This is a genomic window from Kitasatospora sp. NPDC058046, from assembly GCF_042885595.1.
GTDB lineage: Bacteria > Actinomycetota > Actinomycetes > Streptomycetales > Streptomycetaceae > Kitasatospora.
In genome coordinates this window covers 494,104-509,833 of the sequence record NZ_JBHVRS010000003.1, presented here as the reverse complement: position 1 = coordinate 509,833, position 15,730 = coordinate 494,104, and the positions used below count along the sequence as shown (strand labels likewise).

Sequence of the window (15,730 nt, the reverse complement as noted above, 5' to 3'; positions counted from 1 at the left end):
GAAGCGGAATCCGACATGTCGGATTCCGCTTCTGTTACTTCTGTGACTTGCGTGACTCTTGTGATGGATGTGAGTGCAGGGAATGGCGTGAACTGGTGGGTCAGGAAAGTGTTGCGTTTCCGTGACAGCCGCGCCTATGATCAACGGAAAGCTTCGATATTGATCGAACCCCGGGGGGGTGTTTGGACAGCGGGGGCCAGTCGGGTGTTCAACTGATGTCGCGTCGCAGTTGAACACCGGTCGGCCGCGGAGGGGTGGGCGGGGATAGGGGCGGAAGGATTGGGCTCTGAATCCCGCTGCCGGGTTCCGCGAATGAAGCAATCAATTTGCCGGTGATTCCGCGGGTGGTGTTGTACCGGCGCGATGGGGACTTGGGTCGGCGTGTTCTGAAGGGGGAGTTCAGCATGGGGGAGCGCCTGCGCACCGCTCCGACTCCGGTCGGTGCGGATGGCGGCCGGGGTCCGGGAGGTCCGGTCGGAGCATCCGAAGCGGCCTCCGGGGGCGGCCGGCCGGCGGAGCGGGCCGCGCGCGCCGAGGCGGCGTTGCGGATCCTCCAGGCCCATCCCTCGCTGTCCGACCGGGCGGTCGCGGAGTCGACCGGCCTTGGCGCGCGAACCGTTGCCGAGCTGCGGCGCCTGTCGGAATCCGTGGCGGAATCCGGATTCCGGATCGGCCGGGACGGCAAGTCCCGCCCGTTGAACGGCGCGGCCGGGCGGCTGCGCGTGGCGGAGCTCCTCGGGGAGAACCCGAAGGCCTCGCTGCGCCAGTTGGCCAGGACGGCCGGGGTGTCGCCCGCGACGGCGCTCGATGTGCGGCGGCGGCTGGAGCGCGGTGAGGAGCCCGTCCCGGTGAAGCGGGCCGCCATTGCGCCGGGGGTTTCCCCGAAGGGTGCCGCGCCGGCCGGGGGGAATGGCTTCGCGGGGGGTTTCGGCCGGACCGGCTGATTTCCCGTCGGCGTTAATCGATTTCTAATCCCCGCCGTAATTCCGATCGGATCTTGTGCCTTTGTCGGACCGCCGATAAAGTCGAAGTCGGCCTGCAGTATTCCTGCGCCTTGCCTGAAATATAATCTCGCATCCACCAGAGGAGCGGCCAATCATGACGCACCGATTCTCGCTTGTCCTGAACCGAGAAGTGAACGATCAGGAGAAGGTCACCCTGAAGGAGGCGAGCCGCGCCGACATCGCGTTCGTCGACGACACCCTCCCGACGAACGCCGACGTCCCGGTCACCCGGATCGAATTCGAGGACGGGGTCACGGCCACGCTCGCCGAGGCCATCGAGGCCGGCTTCGAGGCCGTCAAGGCCGTCCCGGACCTGTCCGTCCCGGGCCTGAGCGTGCCCGCCCAGCCGGCCGCGGCCGAGGGCGGCGAGGAGGCCGTCAACGAGGCGGCCGAGGCCGTCTCCTGACGGCACGCACGTCCCCGCCCCGCGGGGACTGAGGCCGACTCCTGCGCGGAGGCCGAGCAGCAACCGCGCGGGAGCCGGGCGCCGTTCCCGCGGCAACCGCGCGGGAGCCGGACAGTGATCCCGCGGCAGGCGCGCGGGATCCGCGCCGCAGCACCGCCGGGCACCGGGGGAGGAGCGCGGCCGCCGCGAGGAGCGGTCGGCCGCGGTCTTCCGCGTGCCCGCCCGCCCGGCGGGAGCGGTGCGGTGGCAGCACCGTGAAGAACACGTACTCCAGTGGCAGGGCCGCGCTCGTCGTGCACGCGCGCGGTCAGCACGTCGACTCGCAGTTCACTACGGGGGGAGCAGGGCCGCCATGGCCGACGAACAGCAGCTTCGCGACTACCTCAAGGTCGTGACGGCCAAACTGCGCAGCACCCGGACGGAACTGGACCGGCTCAGGCACGAGCCCATCGCCGTCGTCGGCATGGGCTGCCGCTACGCCGGCGGCGTCGACAGCCCCGAGGCGCTGTGGCGGCTGGTCGCGGACGGCGCCGACGCCGTCGCCGGCTTCCCCGCCGACCGGGGCTGGGACACCGCGGGGCTCTACGACTCGCCCGACCTGCCGGGCTCCACCACCCGTGAGGGCGCCTTCCTGTACGAGGCGGCCGAGTTCGACGCCGCCTTCTTCGGGATCAGCCCGCGCGAGGCCCTCGCCATGGACCCGCAGCAGCGGCTGCTGCTGGAGACCTCCTGGGAGGCCGTCGAGCGCGCCGGCATCGATCCGGCCACCCTGCACGGCTCCCGCACCGGCGTGTTCACGGGCGTCTACTCCTCCGCCGCGGCCTACGGGAGCGACGCCGGCCTGGACTTCGCGGAGGCCACCGGCCACCTGCTGACCGGCACCGCCAACAGCGTGCTCTCCGGCCGGATCTCCTTCACCCTCGGCCTGGTCGGCCCCGCCGTGACGGTGGACACCGCCTGCTCCTCCTCCCTGGTCGCCCTGCACCTGGCGGTGCAGGCGCTGCGCGCCGAGGAGTGCGACCTGGCCCTGGCGGGCGGCGCGACCCTGATGTCCTCGCCGGTGCTGTTCCGCGAGTTCTCCCGCCAGCAGGGCCTGGCCGCCGACGGCCGCTGCAAGCCCTTCTCGGCGGACGCCGACGGCACGGGCTGGGGCGAGGGCGCCGGCATGGTCGTCCTGGAGCGGCTGTCGGACGCGCGCCGCAACGGGCACCCCGTCCTGGCGGTGATCAGCGGCAGCGCGGTCAACCAGGACGGCGCCTCCAACGGGCTGACCGCGCCCAACGGCAGCTCGCAGCGCGTCGTCATCCGGGCCGCCCTGGACAACGCCCAGCTGACGGCGGCCGACGTGGACGCCGTGGAGGCGCACGGGACGGGCACCCGGCTGGGCGACCCGATCGAGGCCCAGGCCCTGCTGGAGACCTACGGGCAGGCGGCGGGCCGCGCCGACGACCGGCCGCTGTGGCTGGGCTCGGTGAAGTCCAACATCGGCCACACCCAGGCCGCGGCCGGTGTCGCCGGTGTGATCAAGATGGTGATGGCGCTGCGGCACGGCGTGCTGCCCCGAACCCTGCACTCCGAGCGGCCCTCGGAGTACGTCGACTGGACGGCCGGCCGGATGCGGCTGCTGCAGCGGCCGGTGGACTGGCCCCGGCCCGCGGACGACACCCCCCGGCGCGCGGCCGTCTCGGCGTTCGGCATCAGCGGCACCAACGCCCACCTGGTGCTGGAGGACGCGCCCGAGCCGCAGGCCCCGGCCGCGGAGTCGGCGCGGGCCGCCGCCCCGGCCGTCCTGCCCGGGTCGAGCGCCTGGGTGCTGTCCGGGCGCACCCCGCAGGCGCTGGCCGCGCAGGCCCGCAAGCTCTCCGCCCACCTCGCCACCCGCCCCGGGGCGCGGGCCGCCGAGGTGGCCTGGTCGCTCGCCACCACCCGGACCGCCTTCGAGCACCGCGCCGTGCTGCTGGACCCGGAGTCGGCCGGGGGCCTGGCCGCGCTCGCCGCCGGGGAGCCCGCCGCGGACGTCGTGACCGGGCAGACCCGCGCCGAGGGCACCGGCCGGACGGTCTTCGTCCTGCCGGGCCAGGGCAGCCAGTGGGTCGGCATGGGCCGCGAGCTGGCCGAGGCCTCGCCGGTGTTCGCGGCCCGGCTGGCCGAGTGCGCCGAGGCCCTCGCGCCGTACGTGGAATGGCAGTTGGACGATGTGCTGGCGGGCCTTCACGGTTTCGAGGCCGCCGACGTCGTGCAGCCCGCGCTGTGGGCCGTGATGGTCTCGCTGGCCGCGGTCTGGGAGGCGGCCGGCGTCGTCCCCGACGCGGTGGTGGGCCACTCCCAGGGCGAGATCGCCGCCGCCGTCGTCGCCGGGAGCCTGTCCCTGGCGGACGCCGCCAAGGTCGTCGCCCTGCGCAGCCGGACCCTGACCGCCCTCGCCGGGCGCGGCGGGATGATGGCCGTCGACGGCGCGGCCGACACCGTCCGCGGCTGGCTGGAGCCGTTCGGGGAGCGCCTGTCGGTCGCGGCCGTCAACGGCCCGTCCGCCACGGTGGTCGCCGGCGACCCGGACGCGCTGCACGAGCTGGCCGCGCTCCACCCCGACGTGCGCACCCGCGTCCTGCCGGTGGACTACGCCTCGCACAGCGCCCACGTCGAGGAGCTGCGCGAGGACGTCACCGCCGCCCTGGAGGGGATCGAGCCCCGTACGGCCCGGATCCCGATGGTCTCCGCGATGGACGGCCGCCGGCTCGCCGGGCCGGAGCTCGACCCCGCCTACTGGTACGCCAGCCTGCGCGAGACCGTCGAGTTCGCCCGCGCCGTGCGCACGCTCGGCGACGACGGCTACGACACCTTCGTCGAGGTGTCCCCGCACCCCGTGCTGGCCATGGCCGTCGGCGAGGAACTGGCGGACCGCGACCCCGTGGTCGTCGGCACACTGCGCCGCGACGACGGCGGCGCCGCGCGGCTGCTCGCCTCCCTCGGCGAGGCGTACGCCCACGGCGCGCCCGTGGACTGGACCGCCGTCCTGCCCCGCGCCGAGCGGGCCGACCTGCCCACCTACGCCTTCCAGCGCGGCCGCTACTGGCCCCGCCGGGTCGAGGCCGCGCCGCAGGCGGCGGTCACCGCCGCCGAGGACGGCTGGCGCTACCGCACGGCCTGGGAGCCGCTCGGCCCCACCGCCCCCGCCCTGGCCGGGACCTGGCTGGTCGTCGCCCGTGAGGACAGCGACCCGGCCCGGCACGTCGAGGCCCTGACCGCGCACGGCGCCGAGGCCGTCGTACTGCGCACCGACGCGGTGCTGCGCGAGGCGCTCGCCGCCGAGCTCACGGCCGCGCTCGCCGCTTTCCCCGGGGCGCCCGCGAAGCCGGCCGGCGTGCTGTCGCTGCTCGCGCTGGACCCCCGGCCGCTGCCCGGCGCACCCGCCGTCCCGCACGGCACCGCCGCGACCCTGGCCTTGGTGCAGGCCCTCGGCGACGCCGGGGTCGACGCCCCGCTCTGGGCGCTCACCCGCGGCGCCGTCCGGGTCGCCGCCGACGACGCCCCGCCCGCCCCCGTCCAGGCCCAGGTCTGGGGGCTCGGCCGGGTCGCCGCGCTGGAGCACCCCGACCGCTGGGGCGGACTGGTCGACCTGCCCGAGCAGTGGGACGAGCGGGCCGCCGCCCGGCTGGCCGCCGTGCTCGCCGACGGTGCCGAGGACCAGGTGGCGCTGCGCCGCGCCGGGGCCTTCGCCCGGCGGCTCGTCCACGCGCCCCGCACCGCCCCCGGCCCGGCCGGGCCGGACGGCGGCTGGTCCCCGCGCGGCACGGTGCTCGTCACCGGCGCCACCGGCTCCATCGGCCCGCACCTGACCGCCTGGCTGGCCGGCCGCGGCGCCGCGCGCCTCGTGCTGCCCACCCGCTCCGGGCCGGGCCCGCGGCTCGCGGCCCACGCCGCCGCCCTCGCCGAGGCCGGCACCGCCGTCGACGTGCTCGCCTGCGACCTCGCCGACCGCTCCGCGCTCGCCGCCCTGCTCGACCGCGTCGCCGCCACCGGCCCGCGGCTGTCCACCGTGCTGCACGCGGCCAACGCCTTCCACCTCACCCGCCTCGACGACACCGACCCCGAGGGCCTGGCCGCCTCCCTGGCCGGCAAGGCGGCCGGCGCCGACCACCTCGACGAACTGGTCGCCGACGCCGACGAGTTCGTCCTCTTCTCGTCGATCGCCGCCGCCTGGGGCAGCGCCGAGCACGGCGCCTACGCCGCCGCCAACGCCCACCTCGACGCGCTCGCCGAGCGGCGCGCGGCACGCGGCGCCGGCGCGCTCTCGCTCGGCTGGGGCGTGTGGGACACCCGCGACTGGACGGCACCGGACGCCTTCGGCCCGCACGGGCCGGCCACCATCACCGGCGACGTGCTGCGCCGCCAGGGCACCCGGTTCCTGGACCCGGACCGCGCGCTGGACGTGCTCGGCCGCGTCCTCGCCGACGGAGCCGGCGCCACCGGCCCCTACCTCGCCCTCGCCGACATGGCCTGGGACGACTTCGCGCCGGTGTTCACCGCGGCCCGCCGCAGCGCCCTGCTGGACCGCATCCCCGCCGCCCGCCGGGCCCTCGACGGCGGCGCGGCCGCCACCGGGGCGCCCACGGCCGCCGCCGACGGCGCGGACACCACCGGGAACGACTTCGCCCGCGCCCTGGCCGGCGCCGCCGGCACCCCCGAGCGGGAGCGCCTGGCCACCGACCTGGTCCGCTCCCACGCGGCGGCCGTCCTCGGCCACCGCGACGCGGGCGACATCGCCGGCCAGCGCGCCTTCCGCGACCTGGGCTTCGACTCGCTGACCGCCGTCGAACTGCGCAAGCGGCTGGCCACGGCCACCGGCCTGCGGCTGCCGTCCACGATCGTCTTCGACCACCCCACCCCGGCCGCGCTCGGCGCCCACCTCGCCGCGACGGCCCTCGGCACCGGCGCCGGCACCGACGCCGCCGCGCCCGCCCGGGACGGCGCCGCCGCCGACCCCGACGAGCCGCTCGCCATCGTCGGCATCGGCTGCCGGTTCCCCGGCGGCGTCACCACCCCCGACCAGTACTGGGACCTGCTGGCCTCCGGCGCCGACGTGATCGGCGGCCTGCCCACCGACCGCGGCTGGGACCCGGACCTCTACGACCCCGACCCCGCCCGCCAGGGCAAGTCCGTCACCCACCGCGGCGGCTTCCTGCACGACGCCCCCGACTTCGACGCCGCCTTCTTCGGCATCAACCCGCGCGAGGCCCTCGCCATGGACCCCCAGCAGCGCCTGCTGCTGGAGACCTCCTGGGAAGCCCTCGAACGCGCCGGCATCGCCCCCGAATCGCTGCGCGGCACCCCCGTCGGCGTCTTCGCCGGCGCCACCCTGACCGGCTACGGCGACGGCCTGGCCGACGGCGACCCGGCCGCCGAGGGGTACCTCGTCACCGGCCACTCCAGCAGCATCATCTCCGGCCGCGTCGCCTACGCCCTCGGCCTGGAGGGCCCCGCCCTCACCATCGACACCGCCTGCTCCTCCGGCCTGGTCGCCCTGCACCTGGCCGGCCGGGCGCTGCGCGCGGGCGAGTGCGAACTCGCCCTGGTCGGCGGCGTGATGGTGATGTCCACCCCCAGCCAGCTGGTCGGCTTCTCCCGGCAGCGCGGCCTCGCCCCCGACGGCCGCTGCAAGCCCTTCGCCGCCGGAGCGGACGGCATGGGCCTGTCCGAGGGCGCCGCGACCATCGCCGTCGAACGGCTCTCCGACGCGCGGCGCCTCGGCCACCCCGTGCTGGCCGTCGTACGGGGCACCGCCATCAACCAGGACGGCGCCTCCAACGGCCTCACCGCCCCCAGCGGACTCTCCCAGCAGCGCGTGATCCGCGCCGCCCTGGACGCCTCGGGCCTGACCCCCGACCAGATCGACGCGGTCGAGGCGCACGGCACCGGCACCCCCCTCGGCGACCCCGTCGAGGCCCACGCCCTGCTGGCCACCTACGGCCGGGACCGCCCCGCCGACCGGCCGCTGTGGCTCGGCTCCGCCAAGTCCAACATCGGCCACACCCAGACCGCCGCCGGCCTCGCGGGCCTCGTCAAGATGGTCCTCGGCATGCGGCACGGCACGCTGCCTCGCACCCTGCACGCGGACGAGCCGTCCCGGGAGATCGACTGGGAGTCCGGCGCCGTACGGCTGCTGACCGAGCAGCGGCCCTGGACGACCCCGCAGGACGCGCCGCGCCGCGCCGGCGTCTCCGCGTTCGGCATGAGCGGCACCAACGTGCACGTCCTCATCGAACAGGCCCCCGAACACCTCCCCGCCCCCGCCGGCCCGCCGCAGGACGACCCGGCCGCCCCGGCCGGACCGCCGCTGCTCGCCGCCGGTACGGACGTCACCGCCTGGCCGGTCAGCGCCCGCGGCCGGGACGCCCTGGCCGCGCAGGCCGGCCGCCTGCACGCGTACGCCCTCGCCGCCGACACCCCGCCGCCCGCCGCCGTGGCCCGGGCGCTCGCCACCACCCGCAGCCCCTTCGAGCACCGCGCCGTCGTCGTCGGCGCCGACCCCGCCGGACTCGGCCGGGGCCTGGCCGCCCTGATGACCGGCCAGGACACCGAGCACGCCCTCACCGGCGAGAGCGCCGCCCGCGAGGACCGGAGGGTGTTCGTCTTCCCCGGCCAGGGCAGCCAGTGGGAGGGCATGGGCCGGCGGCTGTCCGCGCAGTCACCGGTGTTCGCCGCCCGGTTCGCCGCGTGCGCGCGGGCCCTGCGCCCGTACGTCGACTGGGACCCGCACGCCGTGCTCGCGGGCGAGCCCGACGCCCCCGCGCCCGACGGCGCCGCCGTCATGCAGCCGCTGCTCTGGGCCGTGATGGTCTCGCTCGCCGCCGTCTGGGAGGCCGCCGGCGTCGTCCCCGACGCGGTCGTCGGCCACTCCCAGGGCGAGATCGCCGCCGCCACCGTCGCCGGCGCGCTCACCCTGGAGGACGCCGCCCGGATCGTCGCCGTCCGCGCCGCCGCGCTGACCGGCCTCGGCGTCGAGGGCGGCATGCTCTCCGTGGTGCTGCCCGTCGAGCTGGTGCGCGAACTCCTGGAACCCTTCGGCGACCGGCTCGCCGTCGCGGCCGTCAACGCCCCCGCCACGACCGTCGTCTCCGGCGAACCCGACGCGCTCGTCGAGTTCGAACGCGTGTTGCGCAAGCGCAAGGCGATGCGCTGGCGCGTGCCCGTCACCGACTTCGTGGCGCACTCCCGGCTGTGCGAGCCGCTGGCGGAGACCCTGCCGCGGCTGCTGGCCGACATCCGGCCGCGCCCCGCCGCCGTCCCGCTGTTCTCCACCGTCCACGGACGGCTGGTGGACGGCGAGGAGCTGGGGCCGCGGTACTGGTACGCCAACGTCCGGCAGACCGTCCGCTTCGCCGAGGCCGTCGAAGCCCTCGCCGCCACCGGCCACCGCACCTTCGTCGAGGTCTCCGCCCACCCGGTGCTGCTGCCCGCCGTCCAGGAGACGCTGGCCGCCCGCACCGACCTGCCCGACCCGCTGGTGATCGACACGCTGCGCCGCGACGACGACGGCGCCGACCGGCTGCTGCGCTCGATCGGCACCGCCCACGTCCACGGCCTGCCCGTCGACTGGACCGCCGTGCTGCCCGCCCCCGCCGACGTCCGGGACGCCGCGCGGCGCGTCGAACTGCCGACCTACGCCTTCCAGCACCGCCGCTTCTGGCCGCCGGCCCGCCCGGCCGCGGCCGCCCCCGCCGCCCACGGCCCGGCCGCCGACCCCACCGACGACTGGCGCTTCCTCGCCGAGTGGGCCCACGCCCCCGAGCCCGCCCCCGCGCGGCTCACCGGCACCTGGCTGGTGCCCACCCCCGCCGGACACCCCGTCCACCCCTGCGCCGCGGCCCTCGCCGAGCGCGGCGCCCGGACCGTCACCGTCGAGCTGGACACCGCCGAGGCCGACCGCGCCGACTACGCGCGCCGGCTCACCACCGCACTGGACGGCGCCCGGCCCGCCGGCGTGCTCTCCCTGCTCGCCCTCGACACCGCCCCGCTCACCGCCCACCCCGCCGTGGCCCGCGGCCTCGCCGCCACCCTGGCCCTGGTCCAGGCCCTCGGCGACGCCGCCGTCCCCGCCCCGCTGTGGCTGCTGACCGCCGGCGCCGTCACCACCGACCCCGGCACCGGCGCCGCCGACCCGCAGCAGGCCCCCGTCTGGGCCCTGGGCCGCACCGTCGCCGCCGAACACCCCGACCGCTGGGGCGGGTTGGTCGACCTGCCCGGGCAGTGGGACGAGCGGGCCGCCGCCCGCCTGGCCGCCGTCCTCGCCGCCCGTGACGAGAACGAGGTCGCGCTGCGCGCCGACGGCCTGCGGCCCCGCCGCCTCGCCCACGCCCCCAGGCCGCCCCGCCCCGCCGACCGGCGGCCGCTCGCCCCCCGCGGCACCGTCCTCGTCACCGGCGGCACCGGCCACATCGGCGGCCACGCCGCCCGTTGGCTCGCCCGCGAGCGCGGCGCCCGCCGCCTCGTCCTCACCAGCCGCTCCGGCCCCGCCGCCGCCGGCACCGCCGCGCTCGCCGCCGAACTCGCCGCCGCCGGCGCCGCCGTGGACGTCCTCGCCTGCGACACCGCCGAACGCCCCGCGCTCGCCGCCGTGCTCGACCGCGTCGCCGCCACCGGACCGGCCCTGTCCACCGTGCTGCACGCCGCCGGCGCCCTGGACGACGGCGTCCTGGACCGCCTGGACGCCGCCCGCCTGGCCCGCACCTTCGACGGCAAGGCCGGCGGCGCCGCCCACCTCGACGAGCTGACCGCCCACCTGGACCTCGACGCCTTCGTCCTCTGCTCCTCCATCTCCGCCACCTTCGGCAACGGCGGCCAGGGCAACTACGCCGCCGCCAACGCCTACCTGGACGCCCTCGCCGAGCAGCGCCGCGCCCGCGGCCTGCCCGCCACCTCGCTGGCCTGGGGCCCGTGGGCGGGCGGCGGCGTCGGCCAGGCCAGCGAAGGCGCCCGCCGGCGGCTCGCCCGCAACAAGTGGGAGGTCCTGATGGAGCCCGAGGACGCGGTCCGCGCCCTCGCCGCCGCCGTCGAGGACCCCGACCCCCGGCTGGCCGTACTGTCGCTGATGGCCGTCGACTTCGCCGCGATGGCCACCGCCCGCGGCCCCGAACAGCTGCGCCGCGCCCCGCTGATGCGCGACCTGCCCGAGATCCGGGCCGCCGACGCGGCCGACGCCGCGGACCCGGTGCCGCGCGCCGCCGAGCCGGAGCACCCGCTGGCCGTCCGGCTGTCGGCGCTGACCTCCGCCGAGGCGCAGGACCGGCTGCTCTGCGACCTGGTCCGGGACGAGGCCGCCACCGTGATGGGGTACGCCTCGGCCGCCGACGTCGAGCCCGGCCGCGCCTTCAGCGAACTCGGCCTGGACTCCCTCACCTCCGTCGAACTGCGCAACCGGCTCAGCACCGCCGCCGGCCTGCCGCTGCCCGCCACCCTGCTGTACGACTACCCGGACCCGCAGGTGCTCGCCGCGCACCTGCGCACCCGACTGGTCGGCGGCGGACCGGACACCGCCGCCCCGGCCGCACCGCGCGCCACCGGCGCGGACCCGCTCGCCGACCCGGTCGCGATCGTCGCCATGGGCTGCCGCCTGCCCGGCGGCATCCACACCCCCGAGCAGCTGTGGCAGCTGCTCGACGCCGGACAGGACGCCGTCACCGGCCTGCCCACCGACCGGGGCTGGGACCTCGCCGCCCTCTACGACCCCACCGCCGAACGGCCCGGCACCTTCTACGCCCGCGAGGGCGGGTTCCTGCACGAGGCCGCCGAGTTCGACGCCGCCTTCTTCGGTGTCAGCCCGCGCGAGGCGGTCACCATGGACCCGCAGCAGCGGCTGCTGCTGGAGGTCGTCTGGGAGACCCTGGAACGCGGCGGCATCGACCCCACCGGCCTGCGCGGCAGCCGTACCGGCGTGTTCGTCGGCGGCTTCGGCTCCGGCTACGACCACCTCACCGCCCGCGCCGCCGGCCACGCCGACCACCGCCTGGAGGGCCAGGCCATGATCGGCACCGCCACCAGCGTGCTGTCCGGCCGGGTCTCCTACCTCCTCGGCCTGGAGGGCCCGGCGTTCACCGTCGACACGGCCTGCTCCTCCTCGCTGGTCGCCCTGCACTCCGCCGCCCAGGCGCTGCGGGCCGGCGAGTGCGACCTCGCCCTGGTCGGCGGCGTCACGGTGATGCCCACCCCGCGCGACCTGGTCGGCTTCTCCCAGCAGCGCGGCCTGGCCGCCGACGGCCGGTGCAAGGCCTTCGGCGAGGGCGCCGACGGCATGGGCATGGCCGAGGGCGTCGGCGTCCTCGCGGTCGAACGGCTCTCCGACGCCCACCGCAACGGCCACCAGGTGCTCGGCGTGGTCCGCGGCAGCGCCGTCAACCAGGACGGCGCCTCCAACGGGCTCACCGCCCCCAGCGGCCCCTCCCAGCAGCGGGTGATCCGCGCCGCGCTGGCCGGCGCCGGCCTCACCGCCGCCGACGTGGACGCCGTCGAGGCGCACGGCACCGGCACCGAACTCGGCGACCCGATCGAGGCCCAGGCCCTGCTCGCCACCTACGGCCAGGACCGGCCCGCCGACCGGCCGCTGTGGCTGGGCTCGGTGAAGTCCAACATCGGCCACACCCAGGCCGCCGCCGGCGTCGCCGGGATCATGAAGATCGTCCTGGCCCTGCGGCACGGACAGCTGCCGCGCACCCTGCACGCCGACACCCCGACCCCGCACGTCGACTGGACCGCCGGGCACGTCGCCCTGCTGCAGCGGCCCGTCGCCTGGGCGCCGGACGGCGAGCGGCCCCGCCGGGCCGGCGTCTCCAGCTTCGGCGTCAGCGGCACCAACGCCCACGTCATCATCGAGGAGGCCCCCGCCCGGCCCGCGCCCGCGACGCCGGACGCGACGCCGGACGCCGGCCCCGCCCCGGTGCTGACCGGCGGACCGGTCGCCTGGCCGGTCGGCGCCCGCGACCCGCGCGCCCTCGCCGCCCAGGCGGGCCGGCTGCGCGAGTCCGCGCTGGCCCGCCCCGACCTGCCGGTCGGCGACGTGGCCTGGTCGCTCGCCACCACCCGCCCGCCGCACGACCACCGCGCCGTGCTGCTGGGCGCCGACCACGCCGAACTGCTGCCCGCCGCCGCGGCGGTGGCCACCGGACAGGCCTCGCCCGACGCTGTCACCGGCTCCGTCGCGCCCGGCGGCACCGGCCGCACCGTGTTCGTCTTCCCCGGCCACGGCAGCCAGTGGATCGGCATGGGCCGCGAACTCGCCGAGGTCTCGCCGGTCTTCCGCGACCGGCTGGACGAGTGCGCCCGGGCCCTCGCCCCGTACGTCGACTGGGACCTCGCGGACGTGCTGGCCGGCCGGCACGACTTCCTCGCCGCCGACGTGCTCCAACCCGCCGTCTGGGCGGTCTCGGTGGCGCTGGCGGCCGTCTGGCAGGCCGCCGGGGTCTCCCCGGACGCGGTCGTCGGCCACTCCCTGGGCGAGATCGCCGCGGCGACCGTCGCCGGCGCCCTCACCCTGGAGGACGGCGCGAAGGTCGCCGCCCTGCGCAGCCGGGCCCTGCGCACCCTGGACGGACGCGGCGGCCTGCTCTCCGTCGCCGAGCCCGCCGACACGGTGCGCGAACGGCTCGCCGGCTTCGAGGGACGGCTCGCGCTCGCCACCGTCAACGGCCCCCGCTCCTGCGTGGTCTCCGGCGACCCCGACGCGCTCGACGAGTTCGCCGCCGCCTGCCCGCCCACCTGCCGCACCACCCGCGTCCCGATCGCCTACGCCTCGCACAGCCCCCAGGTGGAGGAGCTGCGCGAGGAGATCCTCGCCGCCCTCGCCGGCATCGAGCCCCGCGCGGCCGACGTCCCGCTGGTCTCCGCGTACACCGGGCAGTGGCAGGACGGCCGGGAGCTGGACGCCCACTACTGGTACGCGAGCCTGCGCGGCACCGTCGAGTTCGAACGGGCCGTACGGACCCTCGGCGACAGCGGGCACCGGGTGTTCGTCGAGGTGTCCGGGCACCCCGCGCTGACCGGCGCCGTCCGGGACACCCTCGGCGAGGCCGCGGTCGTCACCGGCACGCTGCGGCGCCAGGACGGCGGCGCCCGCCGCCTGCTCACCTCGCTCGCCACCGCCTACGTGGCCGGCGCACCCGTCGACTGGGCGGCCGTGCACGGCCCCGGCACCCTCGTCGACCTGCCCACCTACGCCTTCCAGCGCAGCCGCTACTGGCCCGAACCGGCCCGGCCCGCCGCCCCCGAGCCCGACGACGCGCTGACCGGCCTGCGCTACCGGATCACCTGGACCCGGACCGCCGAGAACCCCGCACCCCCGCAACTGACCGGCAGCTGGTTGCTGGTCGGCGCGGCCGCCGACCCGGAGACCGCCCGGAAGGTCGCCCGCGCCCTGGCCGAGCACGGCGCCACCGACGTCCGCACCCTGCCGGACGCCGACCGCACCGCCCTCGCCGCCCACCCGGCGCCCGCCGGCGTGGTCTCCCTGCTCGCCCTGGACGAGTCCCCGGACCAGGGGCACCCGACCATGACCCGGGGCGTGGCCGCCACCCTCGACCTCATCCAGCAGCTCGGCGCCGGCGCCCCCGGCACCCCGCTGTGGGTGCTCACCTCCGGCGCCGTGGCCACCGGCCCCGGCGAGAGCGGCAGCCCCGCCCAGGCCCAGGTCTGGGGACTGGGCCGGGTCGCCGGCCTCGAACACCCCGGGCACTGGGGCGGACTGGTCGACCTGCCGCCCGCCGGCGCCTGGGACGACCGCACCGGCAGCCGGCTCGCCGCCCTGCTGTCCGGCGCCGTCGCCGAGGACCAGACGGCCCTGCGCCCGCAGGGCATCCTGGCCCGCCGCCTGGTCCGCGCCGCCGCGGCCGCCGCCACCCCCCGGCCCGGGCGCGGCACCGTCCTGGTCACCGGCGGCACCGGCGCCATCGGCGCCGAGGTCGGCCGCTGGCTCGCCGGGCGCGGCGCCGAACGCGTCGTCCTCGCCGCCGGCGAACCGCTGACCGCCGACGTCGCCCGGCTCGCCGCCGACGTCGCCGCCTCCGGCGCCGCCCTGTCCATCGCCGCCTGCGACACCACCCGGCGCGCCGAACTCGGCGGCCTGCTACGGCAGATCACCGCCGACGGCGGCCCCGCCCTGCGCGGCGTCGTGCACGCCGTCGGCGCCGGACAGGCCACCGCCGTCGCCGACACCACGGCGCGGGAACTCGCCGACGTCGCCGGCGCCCGGTCCGCCGGCGCCCGCTGGCTCGACGAACTGACCGCCGACCTCGACCTGGACGACTTCGTCCTGTTCTCCTCCGTCGCCGCGACCTGGGGCAGCGCCCTGGTGCCCGGCTACGCCACGGGCAGCGCCTTCGTCGACGCCCTCGCCGAGCAGCGCCGGGCCCGCGGACAGGTCGCCACCTCGGTCGCCTGGGGCCCCTGGGCCGACGGCGGCGCCGGCGCCCGGTCCTCCGTCCGGCACGGCCTGGGCGTCCTGGACCCGGGCACCGCCGTCCGGGCGCTCGGCCAGGCCATGGACGGACGCGACGCGCTCGTCACCATCGCCGACGTGGACTGGCGGACCTTCGCGCCCGCCTTCACCCTGCACCGCCCGAGCCCGCTCCTCGCCGACCTGCCGGAAGCGGCCGCCCCGGCGGCCGAACCGGCCGGCCCGGCCGACGGCGGCACGGCACCCGAGTTCGCCCGCACCGTCCTCGCCCTGCCCGCCGCCCGCCGGCCGGCCGCGGTGACGGACCTGGTGCGCGCCCAGGCGGCCCTGGTGCTGTCGCACGGGAGCACCGCCGACATCGACGCCGAACGCGCCTTCCGGGACCTCGGTTTCGACTCCCTGACCGCCATCGAACTGCGCGACCGGCTCGCCGCCGCCACCGGCGTCACCCTGCCCTCCACCGTCGTCTTCGAGTACCCGACGTCCGCCGCCCTCGCCGCGCACCTGCTGCGCGAGCTCGGCGCCGGCCCGGACTCCGTACGCACCCAACTCGACCGGCTGGACGCCTCGTTGTCGGGCCTGCTGGACCGGCTCGGCGAGGACGGCGACGGGACGGACGGGGACGAGGAGGCCGTCGCGGCGCAGCTCGCCGCACTGAGCGCCAAGTGGCAACGACTCCAGCGCCGTGCCGGCGGCCCCGCCACCGGCGGCGGCAACGGCGCCGGCACCGCCGCCGGCCAGGACGTCTCCGAGCGCCTCGCCGCCGCGGACGACGACGAGGTCTTCGACCTCCTGGGCAAGGAGTTCGGCATCGAATGACCGTACCGCCGACCCTCCCGCGGGCCGCCCGAGCGCTGCCCAGACCGAGTACCCACAGCC

The 15,730-nt window shown here is 77.6% G+C and carries 3 protein-coding genes; all 3 read left to right on the top strand.

All coding sequences use genetic code 11. From position 1 onward, the window contains the following. Positions 1-404 precede the first annotated feature (404 nt). The 3 genes from ACFVU7_RS09680 (at position 405) to ACFVU7_RS09670 (ending at position 15,670) form a co-directional block, all read left to right on the top strand. Positions 405-944, top strand: coding sequence for a hypothetical protein (locus tag ACFVU7_RS09680; protein WP_380779176.1), 540 nt, complete (start codon positions 405-407; stop codon positions 942-944). Positions 945-1,098: 154 nt separating this feature from the next. Then, a complete protein-coding gene (locus tag ACFVU7_RS09675; protein ID WP_049659805.1) occupies positions 1,099-1,410 on the top strand; it encodes a hypothetical protein in 312 nt (103 codons plus the stop codon). A 352-nt stretch (positions 1,411-1,762) separates the two neighbouring features. Next, entirely contained in the window at positions 1,763-15,670 is a 13,908-nt protein-coding gene (locus tag ACFVU7_RS09670) for an SDR family NAD(P)-dependent oxidoreductase (RefSeq protein ID WP_388044825.1), read from the top strand. Positions 15,671-15,730: the final 60 nt, after the last annotated feature.

What these genes read in the sequence shown, in the direction of transcription:
- ACFVU7_RS09680 (WP_380779176.1), top strand. Translation starts at nt 405, where the DNA reads ATGGGGGAGCGCCTGCGCACCGCTCCGACTCCGGTCGGTGCGGATGGC.
- ACFVU7_RS09675 (WP_049659805.1), top strand. Translation starts at nt 1,099, where the DNA reads ATGACGCACCGATTCTCGCTTGTCCTGAACCGAGAAGTGAACGATCAG.
- ACFVU7_RS09670 (WP_388044825.1), top strand. Translation starts at nt 1,763, where the DNA reads ATGGCCGACGAACAGCAGCTTCGCGACTACCTCAAGGTCGTGACGGCC.